This is a genomic window from Pseudomonas sp. CCI3.1 (assembly GCF_034313985.1).
Classification (GTDB): Bacteria; Pseudomonadota; Gammaproteobacteria; order Pseudomonadales; family Pseudomonadaceae; genus Aquipseudomonas; species Aquipseudomonas psychrophila.
On the sequence record NZ_JAVIWO010000001.1, the window covers coordinates 2,051,957 to 2,070,547 of the forward strand.

Below are 18,591 nucleotides of genomic sequence, written 5' to 3' on the forward strand. Positions count from 1 at the left end.
ACAATCCGGGGGTTGCCAGTCAAAACATCAGAGCATTGGTCAAATCGCCCATTGGCGCCTGCCCTCGCGCTTTCATGGCGTCATCGCGCTGCCTGATGCCATCCAGCGTTTCCAACTGATGCACCCGGGTAATCAGCCGCAGGATCGAGGCGGTGTCATACACCGTGTGATCCACTGTGCCCTTGCGGGCAAAGGGCGATACCACCAGCGCCGGAATTCGCGTGCCAGGCCCCCAGCGATCGCCTTTTGGAGGTGCAACGTGATCCCACCAGCCGCCGTTCTCGTCCACCGTGAGCACGACCACCATGTTTTCCCATTGCGGGCTGTTACGCAGCACCTTGAGTGTGCGGTCGAGGTGTCGGTCACCGGCGGCCACGTCGGCATAGCCCGCGTGCAGGTTGAGGTTGCCTTGGGGCTTGTAAAAGCTCACTGCGGGCAATTTTCCGGCTTCGGCGTCGGCCAGAAAGCGATTGGTCGCAGTCTCATCGCCCAGACCACCGTCGCGCAGGCGCTTGCTGCGCTCAGTCGGGTTCTGCGGGCCTTGGCGCTCGAAGTAGTTGAATGGCTGATGATGGTACTGGAAGTTAGGGATTCGGGGGATGCTCTCAGAACCTTTGTACTGCTCCAGCGTGGCCTGCCAGGCACCCGCGTACCAGGCCCAGTCGATGTTCTTTTTACTCAGCTTGTCGCCGATATGCTCGTGGCTTTGCGGCACCAGCACACTGGGTAAGTCGGGTTTGGCGTAGTCCGGTCGTTCGGGGTCGCGAATCCAGGTCGGCCAGTAAGGCGGGGCCATGGTGTTCACGGCAAAACCGTCCGGAGTCAGGGCACTGGGGCCGAACTGGGGTGCACCGGTCATGGCACTGGCCGGGGATTTAGCCAAGGGCTTAAGGCGCGTGCCGGTGGGGTCGTCACCTTGCAACACAGCAATCTGGGCCTCAGCCACAGAGGTATTGGCGTTCGGATAGAACGGCACAGTGGCGCTGATCAGATACTGGTGGTTGAGAAACGAGCCGCCGAAGGCGCCCTGAAAGAAGTTGTCACACAGCACGAATTCACGGGCAACGTCCCACAGGCGCAGCGAATACTGCGACTGGGCGTAATAACCCATGGTGAAACCTCCGGAGTCTCCCCAGGCGACAAACTGGTCATTCTTGCCGTCGTTGATCTGCATCTGGTTTTGATAGAACACGTGCCACAAGTCCCGGGTGATCTGGTTAAGCGGCAGGTCTTCCTGATTCGGCCCCTTGAGGGCAAAGGGTGCGTTGGGCAGGTTTTCCTGGAACTGCATACCCGGGGCATAGGTCACCCCATCGACCGTCTGCGGCCCCACTTGCAACACCCCGCCCCAGGCAGGGGGCAAGGTTTGCAACAGACTGCCATCGCGGTCGCGCTGCTGGTAGTCACTGGGCTTGAGCGCCGACAGCGGTTGTTCTACGCCAGGGAAATTGGCGAACAGATTATTGAAACTCCGGTTCTCGGCATAGATCACCACGATGGTCTTGACCTGTTCGTGGAGCTTTTTGTCCAGCTCGGACGGGGTAAGTGACGGCGACATAACCGGGCTTTCATGTTCAAAACCGCCACAAGCGCTTAAGGTCGCGGCCCCTGCGCCCAGTGCTGCAGCACCGGCGAGGAAGCGGCGGCGACTGCTATCGATTTGGGGGGCCTTGTCTTTCTCGTCACTCATTACATAGTCCTGATCATACGTAACAAAATATTTCTTGCGGGCAAGCTAGCAGGGCATTATGACAATGAAGCGGACAAAAGAGCCCTCAGTGAGCACGAGGCTTTATTTAAACGAAAAAAAACCCCGGGCCATTTCGGACCGGGGCGCTGAACTTAGGTACATCGTAGGGCCTGTTCCCACGGGTCTGCAGAGGCGTTTTAGTTGCTCGCCTGCTTGACCTGAGCTTCGAGCTCAAGCTTGAGGCCCGGGTCGAGTTTGAGCTGTTTAGCCAATTCTTCGAGGTAAGCGCGCTCCATAAAGTGCTCTTCATCCACCAGGATCAAACTGGCGATATACATTTCGGCGGCTATTTCGGGGGTGCTGGCCGCGCTGGCCACTTCCGCAGGGTCCAGCGGCTTGTTCAGCTCAGCCTGTAGCCATTGCCGCAGCGCAGGGTCGCCGTTGAGTTTACCGAGTTCGCCTTCGATCAATTGGCGCTCGCGCTCATCCACATGGCCATCTGCCTTGGCGGCCGCTACCAGGGCTTTAAGAATCGCCTGGCTGTGCTGCTCGACCTGTGGCGCCGATACACGGTCAATGGTTTGCGGTTCGGTTTGCGGCGCAGTGCCCTGACTGGCCTGCCAGTTGCCGTAGGCTTTGTAGGCCAGCACGCCCAAAGCGGCCAGGCCGCCGTAGGTCAGTGCTTGCCCGCCATATTTGCGCGCACTCTTGTTACCCAGCAGCAAGCCCAGCGCACTGGCCGCCAGTGCGCCGCCACCGGCACCTGAAAGCAAACCGCCCAGCCCACCGGAACCACCCAGCAGGCCGCCCAAACCACCTTTACCGGCACCCGAAGCGTTGCCTTGGGCACCGGTTTTTTTCTCCAGCATTTGCTGGCCGGACTTTAGTAATTGATCAAGCAATCCACGGGTACTCATAAGCAGCCTCTCGCAACAGGGTTAAGGGAGCCAATCAGGCCCGCTCCCACACAGATACCGCTCACTCAAGAGCCGGTTGAATCAGTCACGCAAATCAGACTCATGAATCGGTTGGTCACGGTGGGTAGCACGCTGGTACTGGGCAGGCCACGTAGCCTTTTTACCGCCCAGGTCATCGTCTGCGTGCAACGGCCAATACGGATCACGCAACAGCTCGCGGGCCAGCAAAATCAGATTTGCCTGACCGGTGCGCAGAATATGCTCGGCCTGAGCAGGCTCGGTGATCATTCCGACGGTGCCAGTGGCGATGCACGCCTCTTTACGCACGCGCTCGGCAAAACGGGTCTGGTAACCCGGCCCCACCGGGATCTCGGCATTGGCCGCGGTCCCACCTGAAGACACATCAATCAGATCGACACCCAACGCTTTCAGGCGTCGGGCCAGCTCAACGGTTTCGTCCGGGTTCCAACCATCTTCTACCCAGTCGGTGGCCGAAACCCGCACAAACAGCGGTAATTCTTGTGGCCAAACCCCGCGCACGGCCTCGGTGACTTCCAGCACCAGACGAATACGGTTCTCGAAGGACCCGCCGTACTGATCTCGCCGCTGATTGCTCAGTGGCGAAAGGAATTGATGCAGCAGGTAACCGTGAGCGGCGTGCACCTCAACCACGGAAAACCCTGCCTCCAGCGCCCGCTTGGCGGCATCAACGAAGGCCTGGATCACATCGTGTATCTGAGCTTCGTCCAATTGTGTCGGCGCGGTGTGTTGCGGATCGAACGCAATCGGTGACGGCCCGACCGGGACCCAGCCGCCCTCCTCCACTTTGACGCTGCCATGCTTGCCTAACCAGGGGCGATGGGTGCTGGCCTTGCGTCCGGCATGTGCCAGTTGAATACCGGCCACGGCACCTTGAGCCCGAATAAAACGGGTGATGCGCTGCAGGGGTTCGATCTGTTCGTCGTTCCACAAGCCAAGGTCCTGGGCGGTGATACGCCCCTCAGGACTTACGGCGGTGGCCTCGGTAAAAATCAGCCCGGCGCCGCCTACGGCACGGCTGCCTAGATGTACTAAATGCCAGTCATTGGCCAGCCCGTCGACGCTGGAGTACTGGCACATAGGCGAGACCGCAATGCGGTTAATGAGGGTCAGTTGTCGCAGGGTGTAGGGCTCGAGCAGCAGACTCATGGGTCACCTCTAATTCCAGTGGGTAGGCTCCAAGTACTTCTAGAGCCTAGTCGACAACACTGGGTGAGGGCGAGTTCAAATCGCACAGGGCAGGAGTAAATTTCCTGTGCGAGTAACCCGTTTTTTTGTGGGAGCGGGCTTGCTCGCGATACAAGCGCCGCGACCTGTCAGACAAACCGGGGGGATGTAATCGCGAGCAAGCCCGCTCCCACAGTGGGGGGGACTGGAGGTATTAACGCGGTTCGATATGAGCAATCATCAGTTGCACGGTTTCGTTGCCGCGAAACTCGTTGAGGTCGAGTTTATAGGCCAGTTCAACCCAGCGAATGGTCGGGTTAGGCCACACTTCGCGGTCAATCCCGAAGGCGATGCCATCGAGTTTTACGCTGCCGCATTCGGTTTTGAGCACCACTTTCAAATGCCGCTCACCCACGATGCGTTGCTCAACCAACTGGAACACCCCGTGAAACAACGGCTCCGGGAAGTGCTGCCCCCACGGCCCGGCATTGCGCAGGGCTCGCGCCAGCTCCAGATGAAACTCTTCAACTGCCAGACTGCCGTCGGACAGCATGCGCCCAGTAAGGTCTTCTTCACGGAGTTGACGTCGGACTTCGGCATCAAATGCCTGGGAAAACAGCGTGAAGTTGGCCTCAGGCAAGGTCAAGCCGGCTGCCATGGCATGGCCGCCGTACTTGCTGATCAATTCCGGATGCTGGGCAGCAACCACGCTGAGCGCGTCCCGGATATGAAAACCCGGCACCGAACGCCCGGACCCCTTGAGCATGCCATCGCCCGCATCGGCAAACGCGAAGGTCGGGCGGAAGTAACGCTCCTTGAGTCGCGAAGCCAGAATCCCGATCACCCCCTGATGCCACTCCGGGTCGAACAGGCACAGGCCAAACGGCATGCTCTCTAGCGCCAGGTCCTTGAGCTGGGCCAGCGCTTCACGTTGCATGCCCTGCTCAATGGATTTGCGGTCCTGATTCATCTCGTCCAGCTGCACGGCCATTGCCTGCGCCGCATTGGCGTCATCGGTCAGCAGGCATTCGATACCCAGACTCATGTCGTCCAGTCGCCCGGCAGCGTTTAGGCGCGGCCCCAGAATGAATCCCAGATCGGTCGAGGTGATTTTTGAGTGGTCACGCTTGGCCACCTCCAAAATGGCCTTTAGCCCCGGGCGGGCGCGCCCGGCACGGATTCGCTCAAGCCCCTGATGTACCAGAATGCGATTGTTGGCATCCAGCGGCACCACGTCCGCCACACTGCCCAGCGCCACCAGGTCCAGTAGCTCGGCGATGTTCGGCGCCTTACTGTTCTGGTACCAGCCCAGGCTGTTCAAGCGCGCCCGCAAGGCGATCAGAACGTAAAAGATGACCCCTACCCCCGCCAGCGCCTTGCTCGGAAATTCGCAGCCGGGCTGGTTGGGATTGACGATGGCGTCCGCTGCCGGCAATTCGTTGCCCGGCAAGTGGTGATCCGTAACCAGCACGCTCAACCCGGCTTTTTTTGCCGCGGCCACGCCTTCAATACTGGAGATCCCGTTGTCGACCGTGATCAGCAACTGCGGGGTCCGCGTCAGCGCGACTTCGACGATTTCCGGGGTCAGGCCGTAGCCGTATTCAAAGCGGTTGGGCACCAGATAATCGACATGGGCCGCCCCCAGCAAGCGCAAACCCAGCATGCCAACCGTACTCGCCGTCGCGCCGTCGGCGTCAAAGTCGCCCACGATCAAGATGCGCTGGCGCTGTTCAAGCGCCACCACCAGCAAATCCACGGCCGCATCGATGCCCTTGAGCTGCTGATACGGGATAAGTCGCGCCAGGCTCTTGTCCAGCTCAGCTTGCGACTGCACACCCCGTGCCGCGTATAGACGCGTCAGCAGGGTTGGCATTTCGCCCAAAAAAGGCAGGGTTTCAGGCAGTGGACGAGGTTCGATGCGCATAAGCGGGTGAAGAGTCTCTTGGTCGTAAAAAAGTGGAGTGGCTTAGCCGCGTTCGCCTTGCAGCCACTGCAACTGCACTTCGTGCTGGCCGCGATCATCGGTCACGAAAATGGTGCCTTCGCTGATCATCACGTCCCACTTGATAACGCGCGGCATGTCTTTGGCCAGCACTTCAAGAATCTCTTGCGGGACGGCAGCAATATTGACGTTTTTCAGGTTTTTGATCGCCGGGATCACCTTGCCTTCCCAAACCCGCAAGCTGCCATAGGCCAGTAAGCTGGTGCGCTCGGTACGACGCGAGCACCAGGTCAGACGGTCGGCGTCAGGCTGGCCAACTTCAATCCAGTGCAGAACACGGTCATCCAGGCTTTTTTCCCACAGAGCTGGTTCGTCTACATCAGACAGACCGCGACCAAAAGACAGATGCTCGTTGTACCAAAAGGCGTAGGCAAGAAGGCGCACGGTCATGCGTTCTTCGGTTTCCGAAGGATGACGGGCGATGGTCTGCTTGACGCTTTCATAGACCCCGCGATCGAGGTCGGTCAGGTTGAGTTCAAACTTGTAGGTCGTGGACGGCTGTGCCATGAACGGGCTTCTTGATACTGAGAAAGGCGGCAAGTCTAACCGATACGCTGTGATTGAACGAATCGACCCGCTTCTTGCCAGCGACCAGCTATGTTAAAAGGCTGTACTCGCTCGCCCCCAGGACAAGGATTCCCCATGCCGCTTGCCACCAAACCCCTTTCAGGCCTTAAAGTCGTCGAATTGGGCACACTGATCGCAGGGCCATTTGCATCGCGCATTTGCGCCGAGTTTGGTGCACAGGTGATCAAGGTCGAGTCCCCGGACGGTGGAGATCCCCTGAGAAAATGGCGCAAGTTGTACGAAGGCACGTCACTGTGGTGGTTCGTCCAGGCGCGCAACAAAAAGTCCCTGACCCTGAACCTCAAGCACCCCGATGGCCTGAGCATCCTCAAAGAGTTACTGGCCGACGCCGATATCCTGATAGAAAACTTTCGCCCCGGCGTGCTGGAAAAGCTCGGCCTGGGCTGGGAGGTACTGCACGCCCTGAACCCGAAGTTGGTAATGGTGCGCCTGTCCGGTTTTGGTCAGACCGGTCCGATGAAAGACCAGCCGGGCTTTGGCGCGGTGGGCGAGTCAATGGGCGGCCTGCGTTACATCACCGGTTTTGAAGACCGACCGCCGGTTAGAACCGGCATCTCGATCGGCGACTCGATTGCCGCGTTGTGGGGGGTCATTGGCGCCTTGATGGCATTGCGTCATCGCGAGGTCAATGGCGGACAAGGCCAGGTGGTGGACGTGGCGCTCTACGAGGCCATTTTTGCCATGATGGAAAGTATGGTCCCCGAGTTCGATGTGTTCGGTTTTATTCGCGAACGTACCGGCAACATCATGCCCGGCATCACCCCCTCTTCGATTCATACCAGCCTGGATGGCAAACACATTCAGATCGGCGCCAATGGCGACGCTATCTTCAAGCGCTTCATGCACATCATCGGCCGTGACGATCTGGCCAATGATCCGGCACTTGCCAGCAACGATGGCCGTGATACCCGTCGCGATGAACTCTATGGCGTGATTGACCGCTGGGTCGGCTCATTACCGCTTGAAACAGTGCTTGAGCAACTGAGCACGGCGCAAGTACCCGCCAGCCGCATCTTCTCGGCAGAAGACATGTTCACTGACCCGCAATTTCTGGCCCGTGAAATGTTTCTGCAGGCCAAGCTGCCTGATGGCAAAGACTTCAAGATGCCTGGCATCGTGCCCAGGCTGTCCGAGACCCCAGGCTCCGCAGATTGGGTCGGGCCTGAGTTGGGCGCCCATAATCATGAGCTGCTGAGCGCTCTGGGTTACGACGCAGCAGCCATCGCCAACCTCAAGCAAGCTGGCGCCATTTAGGCCAGTTGCCACTTTAAGTGGCCCCGAAGGAGATCAGCACGATGACTCATCGCTTGAAGTGGCGAAGCCTTTGGGCAGGCCTGATAACTTCGCTGCTTCTGGTTTGGGCCACAGGCAGTCAGGCTGCACCGACGCTCATCTGGCTGTTGCGCGATCTACCGCCGCTCACGGTGTTTCACGGGCAGCAAAAAGGTCAGGGGGTAATCGATCAAATGATGCCCGTGCTGATCGAAAGCATGCCGCAATACCAACACGTCATCATGCGGGTTAACCGGGCGCGGGCGCTGCAGATGCTAGGTGAACGGGCGCTGGCCTGCGATCCGGCCTTGATCTGGAACCCCGCTCGCGCGCAGTCGATTGTCTATTCGTCACCTGTTGCTGTTTTGCACAGCAACGGCATGGCGACTCTGCGTGCGAACCAGCAACTGATCGAACCCTTTATCCAGAACGACAAGGTGGACCTGCCAGGACTGCTAAAGGCTCAAACCATGAAGCTTGGGGTAATCGCCAAGCGCAGTTACGGTGAGTGGATTGATTCCCAGCTCACACAAGGGCCTGCTAGCCAAATCGTCATGCATTACGGCAACGATCCGCTGAGCAGCCTGCTGCAAATGCAGCAGGCTGGCCGCATGCCGGCACTGTTGGGCTATTGGCCAGAAATTCAGGCCAAGGCCAGCGAACAAGGTTTGTCGCCCGACTCACTGATGTTTTACCCGATTCAGGGCGCCCCCGAGTTTCAGTCCATTTACATCGGGTGCTCGGCCACACCGGAAGGTCGCGAGGTTATCCGCAGCGTCAATAAGCTACTCAACACATTGGGCCCTCCACCCGTGTCGAGCCTGGATTCGCGCTGACCAAAAAAAGAGCAAAAAAAACCCGAGCAGTGGGGAGGCTACTCGGGTTTTAACAAGGTCATGACGACCCGCTCAACAGGCTACAAGCATCGGAGCAATAGACTTGCTCCTGTTGATGAAAAATCTGACACACCAGACCTGCCTGAAGTTCCCCGACACCAGCAATTAATTCCCATTAGCACCGTCACCGTTTGAGCACGTGCGCTCATATGACTCCAGTAATTGACCCAAGCCGCCCAGGCTCACGGGTTTAGGCAGACAACCCAACACCTTGAGGCCTTGCTTGCGGGCCATCAGAGCTGCCATTTCAATCACCGGAGGCGCAGCCGAGCTCAAAATGATCACCGCCCTCGCGCTACGCTGGCGGGCCAGTTCGTTGATCAGTTCAAACCCTGACGGGCCGTCCATGTAGAGATCACAAATCGCGACATCGATAGCCCCGCTCTTGAGCAGGGACTCGCGCGCCGAGTCCACGCTTTGAGCCGTCAGCACGTCGAAAATCCGGAACGCGTTCAACATCTGGTGCAACACCATTAACTGAAATGGGTTGTCTTCAAGAATCAATACTTTCAGAGATCGCATCTTGGGCCTTCAGGGCATAGACCTACTGTTTCCGAGGGAATGAACTTTAGTAGGCCCAACGACCAGAAAACATAGGATATTTCTGAATCCACTACGAGATCTGTCCAGTGCCCGAATTTACTGTTCAATCGGGCTTGCTAGTTCCACTTCCGGCTCTCGGAGGTATCAAACCACCCACCTACCAGCCCTTCCAGCCGTCCGGAGACTGAGTAAAACGGGACGGTCCATTGATAGATTTCCATGCCTCCCGCTTTGAACTCCACCCACCGTTTTTTGTAGCATGGCTTGCGGCTGTGAATCATGCACATAAGCTCTTGCTGAAACTGCTCGGCCACTTCCTCGGGGAATAAATTGACGTCCGTGACCTTCAATCCGCGTATCTGCTCCAGCTGCACCGACAAGCGCTCTTCATAGCTTTTATTGCAGGTGAGCAACTCACCCTCCAGGCCCACCACGAAGATCGGGCTGGGGATGCCATCCAAAAAACGCCGATTGCGCTCCACCTCCTCACGCAAGGATTGCTCAAACTGGCGCCCGATCCCGAGCTGCCTGCGCAGCAAACGGTTCCATGTAAACAGCATGAGACCTGCGGCGAACAATGCGCCAATTGCCCAGTACAGCCAGGCTGAATGGTACAAGCCCCTCTCGATAACGAGGGGTTGACCAACGCCTCCCAACCATCGGGCTCTCAAGGTTCGAAACTCGGCCACCGGTATGGCCTCCAGCGCCTTGTTCATGATGCCAAGCAGCTCAGGGTATCGGGTCGATACCGAAAAACTGGCAGCGGTCCATCGCCCATCCACACTGCGCCCGACCTTTAGACGCCCCGGCGGATAGAGGTGAGCTTGTGTCTCGCTCTGAATCGTTGCATCCGCATCACCCGTAGCAACTGCGTGACGTGCCTGGGCGTAGGTATCCACCAGCAGCAAGGTGATCGCGGGGTACTCACGTCGAATCAAGTCTTCGAGGGCGTGCCTGGCGGGAAGCACCAGTACCTTACCCGCCAACTGGTCCAGCGAACCCAGCCGGGAATCATTGACGCGCACCACAAATACCCAGGGTGCCCCTCCGTAGGAATAAGTGAAATCCAGAAAAGCCGTACGCTCACGGTTTCGGGAGAGGCTGGAGTTCATTTGCGCCTCGCCACTTTTGAGCATGTCCAGAATGTTCACCGTTGAAAACGCTTCCTTGTGCACAAACTGCAGCCCGGTCATTCGAGATATACGCGCCAGAATGTCAACACTCAGCCCCACCCAGCGACCGTCTCCAGCCCTGAACGCGTACAACGGGAACTGTTGGGTGGCGAGGGTCACGACCGGGTGACGCTTGATCCACTCCTGCTCGTCGGGCAACAGGTCGATGGGCTGCTGCCCGCTGCTCCCTTCAAGCCCGGTCGTCCAGCGAGCAAGGACCATCTGCCTCGTTGCGTCATCAATGCTGTCGAATGCCTTTTCAATCAACGCAGCTAGCTGGGGCTCGGAGCGGCGAGTGGCAAAAGCAAACCCGTCAGTTGGCAAAACGCTGTCACCCATAATGCGCACCCCTGAATACGGCCGGACATTTTTGAATGCCTGCACCATGAGTTCATTACCGATGAATGCATCGATATCCCCTTCAGCCAGCGCCTCCATAGCACTTTGCAAATGGGGGGTGAGGATGATCTCGCTGTCGGGGTAAAACCCATGGGCGGTCTGTACATCGACATAACCATCGACAAAGCCGATCTTTTTGCCCGCCCAGCGCGTAATCGGCTCGAAGTCACTGGCACGCCCGACTATTACGCCTTGATCAACCATGTAGCTGCGGGAAAAAGCGATGCCTTCAATCCCCCGTTCAAAACCGCTGGCACTGGTCAGGATGTCGATTTTCCCGGCCAGCAGTTCGGCAACTGCCTGGTCGCGTTTTTTGTAGCCCAGAAGCTCGATAGACACTCCCAGCCTGTCACGCACGAGCCCCAGGTAATCGGCGCTGAGGCCCTGGTAGTAGTCGCGATCATTGGTGATATCGACAGGTTCGTAATCGCCGAGGGCGATACCCACACGCAACGTTGGGTGACTGGCCAGCCATTGCCGTTCAGAGGCATCCAGTTGCAGCGGCTTGAACTCGATAAAGCTTGTTGCAAGCCTGAAGGGCAAACCATGGCTGGCAATAGCCGGTTGCATACAGGTCAGGAGAACCATCGCCAGCAATAGGCGCGCCCCTGATTCAAATGCCTGGTGAAGTGGTGACATGACAGCATCCTTGGCCGCAAACCCGTCAACATGCGGGGGCGAAAAGCGGCCAAGTTTGCCATGCACAAACAAAAAAGCCCGTCAGATGACGGGCTTCAAAACGCGTAAGACAAATGCCTTTAAAGAGGCTTGCCTCGATTGCCATGCTGGCTGACAAAGGCTTGAACTGCCTTGAGATCATTTGCCAACACGGTGTAGCGCTCTTCTCGCTCAAACAGGTCGGAAAGGTGCGACGGCAGCTCCTGCGCTTTTCCTATGCCTGCTTTTTCAACTGCTTCCGGGAACTTGACCGGGTGTGCCGTGCCCAGGATAACCATAGGAATATCCAGGCTGCGACGGCATTCGCGAGCGGCACGCACCCCAATGGCTGTGTGCGGATCGAGCACTTCACCGCTCTCGGCAAACACCTGGGCGATGGTTTCGCACGTTTGCTCATCATCAACCGCCAGCGAGTCGAACAGGCGACGCGCTTCAGTCCAGCGATCATCTTCAACGCTGAAGTTGCCCGTTTGCTTGAAGGTGTCCATCAGGCCGGCAACTGCCGCGCCATTGCGACCGTGAAGATCGAACAGCAAACGTTCGAAGTTCGATGACACCATGATGTCCATCGACGGCGACAGGGTCGCGTGCAGGGTGTCCTTGGCGTACTGATTGCCGCTCATGAAGCGATGCAGGATGTCGTTGCGGTTGGTGGCAACGATCAACTGGTTGACCGGCAAGCCCATGTTGCGCGCCAGATAACCTGCAAAGATGTCGCCAAAGTTGCCGGTAGGCACCGAGAACGACACGGATCGGTGCGGTCCGCCCAGTTGCAGGGCTGCATGGAAGTAGTAAACGATCTGGGCCATGATCCGCGCCCAGTTGATCGAGTTCACGGCTACCAGGCGTGTGCCCTTGAGGAAGTCCTGGTCGGCAAAGCTGGCTTTGACCATTTCCTGGCAGTCATCGAAGTTGCCTTCGATGGCGATGTTGTGAATGTTGTCACCGAACAGCGTCGTCATTTGACGACGTTGAACTTCCGACACCCGGTTATTGGGGTGCAGGATGAAAATGTCGACATTTTCGCAATGCTTGCAGCCTTCAATCGCAGCCGAGCCGGTATCACCGGAGGTCGCTCCGACAATCACTACACGCTCGCCACGTTTTGCCAGCACGTAGTCGAGCAGGCGGCCGAGCAATTGCAAGGCGAAATCCTTGAACGCCAGGGTCGGGCCGTGGAAAAGCTCAAGCACCCATTCGTTGCCATTGAGCTGACGCAGTGGCGCGACAGCCGCGTGGGAAAACGCGCCGTAGGTTTCTTCGAGAATCTTTTTGAAGTCTGCGTCCGGAATACTGCCGGTAACAAACGGGCGCATGACCCGAAATGCCAACTCGTGGTACGGCAAACCTGCCCAGGAAGCGATTTCTTCTTGGGTAAAGCGCGGCAGGTTTTCCGGCACATACAAACCGCCATCGCTGGCCAGCCCGGCCAACAACACGTCTTCAAAATTCAGGGCCGGTGCCTGGCCACGGGTGCTGATATAGCGCATGTCTTCAAACCTTCGGCTTGAGCGCCAAGCGGTGTGGAATCTGCCGCTTGGCGCGATCAATTAAATTAGATGTTCAACGCGGATACGAACCACTGGGCCCACTACGCCCTGTAACGTTTCTAGCGCGGTAATCGCATCGTTCATGTGCTGCTCGATAACCCGATGGGTCAGCAGAATCATTGGCACCAGACCATCGTGCTCTTCGACTTCTTTCTGCATGATCGATTCGATGTTGATGCCACGCTCGGACAGGATACTGGCCACTTGAGCCAATACACCCGGGTGATCCTTGGCCTGGATACGCAAGTAGTAGGCGCTTTCGCATGCGTCGATCGGCAGGATCGGGTGATCGGACAACAGGTCTGGCTGGAAGGCCAGGTGCGGCACACGGTTTTCAGGGTCGCTGGTCATGGCACGCACCACGTCCACCAGGTCGGCAATCACGGACGAAGCCGTTGGCTCCATGCCTGCGCCCGCTCCGTAGAACAGGGTCGAACCAGCAGCGTCACCGTTGACCATGACTGCGTTCATTACGCCATTGACGTTGGCAAGCAGTCGATCCGCCGGAATCAGCGTCGGGTGAACCCGCAACTCGATACCGTTGGCCGTGCTGCGTGCAACGCCCAGGTGCTTGATGCGATAACCCAGGGCTTCAGCGTAATTGACGTCAGCGGTTGTCAGCTTGGTGATGCCTTCGGTGTAGGCCTTGTCGAATTGCAGCGGGATACCAAAGGCAATCGACGCCAGAATCGTCAGTTTGTGTGCTGCATCGATACCTTCAACGTCGAACGTCGGGTCAGCTTCGGCATAACCCAGAGCTTGCGCTTCAGCCAGTACGTCTTCGAATGTACGGCCTTTTTCGCGCATCTCGGTGAGGATGAAGTTACCGGTACCGTTGATGATGCCGGCAACCCAGTTGATGCGGTTGGCCGACAGGCCTTCACGAATGGCCTTGATCACCGGGATGCCGCCTGCAACGGCTGCTTCGAACGCAACGATCACGCCCTTTTCCTGGGCCTTGGCGAAGATTTCGTTACCGTGAACGGCAATCAGCGCCTTGTTCGCAGTGACCACATGCTTGCCGTTTTCAATGGCTTTGAGCACCAGCTCACGGGCGATGGTGTAACCGCCGATCAGCTCGATAACGATGTCGATTTCAGGGTTGGTCGCAACAGCGAATACATCGTTGGTAATGGGGGTACCGGTAATGTCGCACTGAGGGTTTGGCGTACGCATTGCAATTTGCGCAACCTGGATACCACGCCCGGCACGGCGCGCGATCTCCTCGGCGTTACGCTTTAGTACGTTGAAGGTGCCGCCACCGACGGTCCCGAGCCCACAGATACCTACTTTGACCGGATTCACGCTGAACTCCCCATAAAACGGCCGACTCAAGGTCGGCCGTGGAAAACAACCGTGGATTGCCACGGTTCTCTATTAATAGCCGGGCAGTAGGACTGCCCCGCCATGATCGTCAAAGGCTTACCGTGACGACGCAGGATTATTTAACACTGAGTGCCAGCTTGCCAACCTGTGCAGCAGGCTGATAACCCGGAATTACCTGACCGTCAGCCAAAACAATGGCTGGCGTGCCATTTACACCGATGGATTGGCCCATCGCGAACTGCTTGGCTACCGGGTTGGCGCATTTTGGCGCCTCGACCGTTTTGCCATCAGTCATTTTGTCCATCGCGCTTTTTTTGTCCTTGGAACACCAGACCGCTTGCAGTTGCTGGTCACCTGCAGAGCCAAGGCCCTGACGCGGGAATGCAACGTAGCGCACTTCAATCCCCATTTTGTTCAGCTCAGGGACTTCGGCATGCAATTTGTGGCAATACGGGCAGGTAGTATCGGTAAAGACAGTGATGTGCGACTTGGTTTCGCCGATTGCAGGGTAAACGACGGTTTCAGCAACCGGAATACCATTGATCAATTTGGCGACGCCAACACGCTCTGCCTGCTCGGTCAGATTGACCGGTTTACCGTCCTTGAGCTGAAACATATAGCCTTGAACGATGAACTGTCCATCAGCACTGGCATACAGCACGCGGCTGCCCTTGAGTTTGACTTCATACAGACCGGCCATCGGGCTTGCGCTGATGCTCTCGACCGGAACATCCAGCTGCAGCGTTTCGAGGCTCTTGCGAATAGCTTGCTCGGCGCCGGTGTCGGCGAACGAAAACGTACTGACCAACGCAAAGGCTGCGGCGGCAAAAATTTGGGTCACGCGCATGGGAACTCCTGAAGACGGACAAAGCGGCCAACCCGCACACCCGTCATGAAACTTCGAGTTGAGGCGGCGCGCTTTCTGAACCGGCAAAGCCTACCACAGATGGCTTGCATGACCGACTACGACTAGCCACGCGGGTGATGGCGGGCATGCAGGTCTTGCAGGCGGGCACGGGCTACATGAGTGTAAATCTGGGTCGTGGACAGGTCGCTGTGCCCCAGCAGCATTTGCACCACACGCAAGTCGGCGCCGTGATTGAGCAAATGGGTGGCGAAGGCGTGTCGCAAGGTATGAGGCGATAGTGATTTGTCGATGCCCGCGACTTTGGCTTGATGCTTGATGCGGTGCCAGAAGGTCTGGCGCGTCATTTGCTCACCCCGCTGGCTGGGAAACATCACATCACTGGGCCGCCCGCTGAGCAGCTCATGCCTGGCATCGCGCATGTAGCGCTCAACCCACACAATGGCCTCCTCCCCCATCGGCACCAACCGCTCCTTGCTGCCCTTGCCCATCACCCGCAACACCCCCTGACGCAGATTGACCTGCTCCAGGGTCAGGCTGATCAACTCTGTCACCCGCAGGCCACAGGCGTACAGCACTTCGAGCATGGCCCGGTCACGCTGACCGATGGCATCACTCAGATCCGGGGCCGCGAGCAGCGCCTCTACGTCGGCTTCCGACAAAGACTTGGGCAACGGCCTGCCCAACTGCGGCATGTCGACCTGCAACGTCGGGTCGACAGCAATCAGCTTTTCTCGCAGCAAGTAACGATAAAACCCCCTTGAGCCCGACAGAAAGCGCGCCGTTGAGCGGGGCTTGTAGCCCTGCTCCAGACGCCAGGCCAAATGATCGAGGATCAGTTCGCGCCCGGCATTGATCAACGCAATATCGCGCTCGAGCAACCAGCCATTGAACAAGGCCAAATCACTGCGATAAGCACCGCGCGTGTTGTCCGACAGGCCTTTTTCCAGCCACAGGGCATCCAGAAAACGGTCGATAAGTGGGTCGTCTATAGCAGGCATTGGCTCTCGAAATGCATGGGCTGGGGTCTGCGTACAAATAAAAAGTGAACGGCAAAAGTGACCGCTAGTCTTTCATAGCCGGCGCACGCCATAAACCATAAGTTCTTACAGGATCACCTTATGACCGAACAACAGATTCTGCTGTCTTTCGGCGGTATCGGCATCGCAGCCCTGGGCTCCCAATGGCTGGCCTGGAGGCTGAAATTGCCGGCCATTCTGTTTTTGCTGTTGACCGGAATTTTAGTGGGTCCCGTGCTGGGCTGGCTTAACCCTCAAGAACTGTTCGGCCCCTTGCTGATGCCGCTGGTTTCCCTGGCTGTGGCGTTGATTCTGTTTGAGGGCAGCCTGACCCTGCACCTGTCCGAGTGGCGCGAAATCGGCACTGTTGTGCATCGGCTAGTCACCATCGGAGCGCTCTCGACCTGGGCGGTTATCACCCTGGCGACCCATTGGCTGCTGGGCTTTGACTGGCTGCTGGCCTTGCTGTTCGGCACCCTGACGCTGGTCACCGGGCCAACAGTGATTGTGCCGATGCTTCGTGTTGTACGGCCCAAGGCATCAATTGCCAATATCCTGCGCTGGGAAGGCATCGTCATCGATCCGATTGGTGCCCTCCTCGCGGTCGTGGTCTACAGCTTTATCATCGCCAGTGCCACGGGCGAGGGTCTGAGCCACAGCTTGCTGACCTTTGGCGGGGTGATTATGTGCGGCAGCCTGTTCGGTATCGTGGGCGGCTGGATCATGGGGCACATCGTGCGTCGCCAATGGCTGCCGGAGTATTTGCAAAGCCTCGCCACACTGGCTTCTGTACTGGGCGTTTTTATTGCCGCCAATGAGGTCATGCATGAATCCGGCTTGCTGGCGGTCACGCTGATGGGCATGTGGATGGCCAATATGAAAGGCGTGGATGTGCGCAACATCCTGCACTTCAAGGAGAACCTAAGCATTTTCCTGATCTCGGGGCTGTTCATTCTGCTCGCTGCGCGCCTGGACTTGAACGCCATGATCGGTCTCGGGCCTGTGGTGCTGGTGTTGCTGCTGATCATTCAGTTCATTGCTCGCCCACTGAACGTCGTCCTCTCTACGTTTGGCTCAAAACTGAACTGGCGTGAACGCGCACTGCTGGCCTGGATCGCTCCACGCGGGATTGTCGCTGCGGCCGTTTCTGCGATTTTTGCCATCCGGCTGGATGAAGCTGGCCACGAGGGTGCCCTGCTGCTGGTGCCGCTCACATTTGCGGTGATCATTGGCACCGTGGTACTGCAAAGTGCCACGGCGCGCCCTCTGGCCCGCCTGCTGAAAGTAGCCGAGCCCGCGCCCAGCGGCTTTTTGATCGTCGGCGCCAATGGCCCCGCACGGATCATCGGCAAGGCACTTCAGCAACTGGGCAGCCGGGTTTTGCTGACTGACTCAAATTGGGAAAACATTCGTTCAACGCGCATGGAAAACTTGCCTACCTACTTTGGTAATCCAGCATCAGAGCACGCCGAATCCCATCTTGACCTGGTGGGCTTGGGGTATTTACTCGCGCTATCGCCGTCTGGCGAGCTGAACACCTTGGCCGCCGTTCGCTTTCACCACGAGTTCGGCCCTCAACGCGTGTTTGCCTTGACCAATGGCCAGGAAAGCCGCCGTAGCGATAAACACCGCGCCAGTCATGAGTATCGCGGGCAACCGCTAGGCAGCCCCGCGCTGACCTATGGCCAACTGGCCAGCGAACTTAGCCAGGGGGCCGAGCTGTACAGCACGAACCTGACCGACAACTTTACCTGGGAGGACTACCAGAACCTGCACGGTAAGCGCATCACCCTGCTGTTCGCCCGAGATGGCAATGGCTGGGTTCATGTGGTGACACCCGATAGCGAATTGAAACCGGGAACCGGGTGGACACTGCTGGCACTGATCAGGCAGCAGAGCTGAAGCCTCACCTCCCTTGTGGGAGGGGGCTTGCTCGCGATGGCATCCCTGCGGTGTGCCAGCCAGGCCGCGGCGCTTGCATCGCAGGCAAGCCAGCTACCACAACGAATGTGCTGTTCTCGAAACTGCGCAATGCTGTTTTACGAGGCAAACCCTGGCAATACCGACACTGGACGCTTGTCATCATCGATGGCAACAAAACTGAACAAGCCCTGGATGGCCAATTCGCGACCGTCGCAACTCATGCTTTCGACATACACCTCGACTTCAACCTTGAGGCTGGTGTTGCCAACTTTGACCACGCGCCCCACCAGCTCAACGATGCAGCCCGCTGCAATGGGGTGGTTGAAGTCAATGCGGTCTGTAGACACGGTCACCAACGGCAGGCGACAAAAACGGGTGGCGGCGATAAACGATACTTCGTCCATCCAGGCCAGCGCAGTGCCGCCGAACAGGGTGTTGTGGTGATTGGTGGTCGATGGGAAAACCGCCTTGGTAATACGGGTAACGGACAATTCAGTACGACGTTGAATCTCTTGCTCACGCAAAGTCATGCTTTTACTACCTAC

At 57.9% G+C, this 18,591-nt stretch carries 15 protein-coding genes; 3 read left to right on the plus strand and 12 right to left on the minus strand.

Annotated features, from left to right (window positions below):
* Positions 1–19 precede the first annotated feature (19 nt).
* The 5 genes from RGV06_RS09390 to RGV06_RS09410 form a co-directional block, all read right to left on the minus strand.
* Positions 20–1,690, minus strand: a complete 1,671-nt coding sequence (locus tag RGV06_RS09390; protein WP_322149866.1) for an acid phosphatase — start codon at positions 1,688–1,690, stop codon at positions 20–22.
* A gap of 197 nt (positions 1,691–1,887) precedes the next feature.
* Positions 1,888–2,607, minus strand: coding sequence for a tellurite resistance TerB family protein (locus RGV06_RS09395; RefSeq protein WP_019822105.1), 720 nt, complete (start codon positions 2,605–2,607; stop codon positions 1,888–1,890).
* Between the two features lie 81 nt (positions 2,608–2,688).
* Positions 2,689–3,795, minus strand: a complete 1,107-nt coding sequence (locus RGV06_RS09400) for an NADH:flavin oxidoreductase/NADH oxidase (protein ID WP_322149867.1) — start codon at positions 3,793–3,795, stop codon at positions 2,689–2,691.
* Between the two features lie 232 nt (positions 3,796–4,027).
* Complete coding sequence (recJ, locus tag RGV06_RS09405) at positions 4,028–5,737, minus strand: single-stranded-DNA-specific exonuclease RecJ (protein ID WP_019822103.1); 1,710 nt, start codon at positions 5,735–5,737, stop codon at positions 4,028–4,030.
* 42 nt (positions 5,738–5,779) lie between these two features.
* Positions 5,780–6,322, minus strand: coding sequence for a YaeQ family protein (locus RGV06_RS09410; RefSeq protein WP_019822101.1), 543 nt, complete (start codon positions 6,320–6,322; stop codon positions 5,780–5,782).
* A 135-nt stretch (positions 6,323–6,457) separates the two neighbouring features.
* Between RGV06_RS09410 and RGV06_RS09415 the strand changes: the two genes are divergently transcribed.
* Together RGV06_RS09415 and RGV06_RS09420 are read left to right on the plus strand one after the other, a co-directional pair.
* Positions 6,458–7,657 (plus strand): CaiB/BaiF CoA transferase family protein, encoded by a 1,200-nt coding sequence (locus tag RGV06_RS09415; protein WP_019822099.1) that lies wholly within the window; start codon positions 6,458–6,460, stop codon positions 7,655–7,657.
* Positions 7,658–7,698: 41 nt separating this feature from the next.
* Positions 7,699–8,511 (plus strand): TIGR02285 family protein, encoded by an 813-nt coding sequence (locus RGV06_RS09420; RefSeq protein ID WP_322149868.1) that lies wholly within the window; start codon positions 7,699–7,701, stop codon positions 8,509–8,511.
* Between the two features lie 165 nt (positions 8,512–8,676).
* Here RGV06_RS09420 and RGV06_RS09425 read toward each other — a convergent pair whose 3' ends face one another.
* The 6 genes from RGV06_RS09425 to xerD form a co-directional block, all read right to left on the minus strand.
* A complete protein-coding gene (locus RGV06_RS09425; protein WP_019822096.1) occupies positions 8,677–9,093 on the minus strand; it encodes a response regulator in 417 nt (138 codons plus the stop codon).
* Between the two features lie 137 nt (positions 9,094–9,230).
* Positions 9,231–11,324, minus strand: coding sequence for a transporter substrate-binding domain-containing protein (locus tag RGV06_RS09430; protein ID WP_052750692.1), 2,094 nt, complete (start codon positions 11,322–11,324; stop codon positions 9,231–9,233).
* A 119-nt stretch (positions 11,325–11,443) separates the two neighbouring features.
* Positions 11,444–12,853, minus strand: a complete 1,410-nt coding sequence (thrC, locus tag RGV06_RS09435; RefSeq protein ID WP_322149870.1) for a threonine synthase — start codon at positions 12,851–12,853, stop codon at positions 11,444–11,446.
* Between the two features lie 60 nt (positions 12,854–12,913).
* The gene (locus tag RGV06_RS09440) at positions 12,914–14,218 is read right to left on the minus strand and encodes a homoserine dehydrogenase (protein WP_046809607.1); all 1,305 of its coding nucleotides are present in this window, start codon (positions 14,216–14,218) and stop codon (positions 12,914–12,916) included.
* A 136-nt stretch (positions 14,219–14,354) separates the two neighbouring features.
* Positions 14,355–15,086: a DsbC family protein gene (locus tag RGV06_RS09445; protein ID WP_019822090.1), complete on the minus strand. Its 732-nt coding sequence runs from the start codon at positions 15,084–15,086 to the stop codon at positions 14,355–14,357.
* Between the two features lie 122 nt (positions 15,087–15,208).
* Positions 15,209–16,105, minus strand: coding sequence for a site-specific tyrosine recombinase XerD (gene xerD / locus RGV06_RS09450; protein WP_046809608.1), 897 nt, complete (start codon positions 16,103–16,105; stop codon positions 15,209–15,211).
* Between the two features lie 120 nt (positions 16,106–16,225).
* Here xerD and RGV06_RS09455 point away from each other — a divergent pair, with 120 nt between their 5' ends.
* On the plus strand, positions 16,226–18,025 hold the full coding sequence (locus RGV06_RS09455) for a cation:proton antiporter (protein ID WP_046809609.1): 1,800 nt from the start codon (positions 16,226–16,228) through the stop codon (positions 18,023–18,025).
* A gap of 137 nt (positions 18,026–18,162) precedes the next feature.
* Here RGV06_RS09455 and RGV06_RS09460 read toward each other — a convergent pair whose 3' ends face one another.
* Entirely contained in the window at positions 18,163–18,576 is a 414-nt protein-coding gene (locus RGV06_RS09460) for an acyl-CoA thioesterase (protein WP_322149872.1), read from the minus strand.
* Positions 18,577–18,591: the final 15 nt, after the last annotated feature.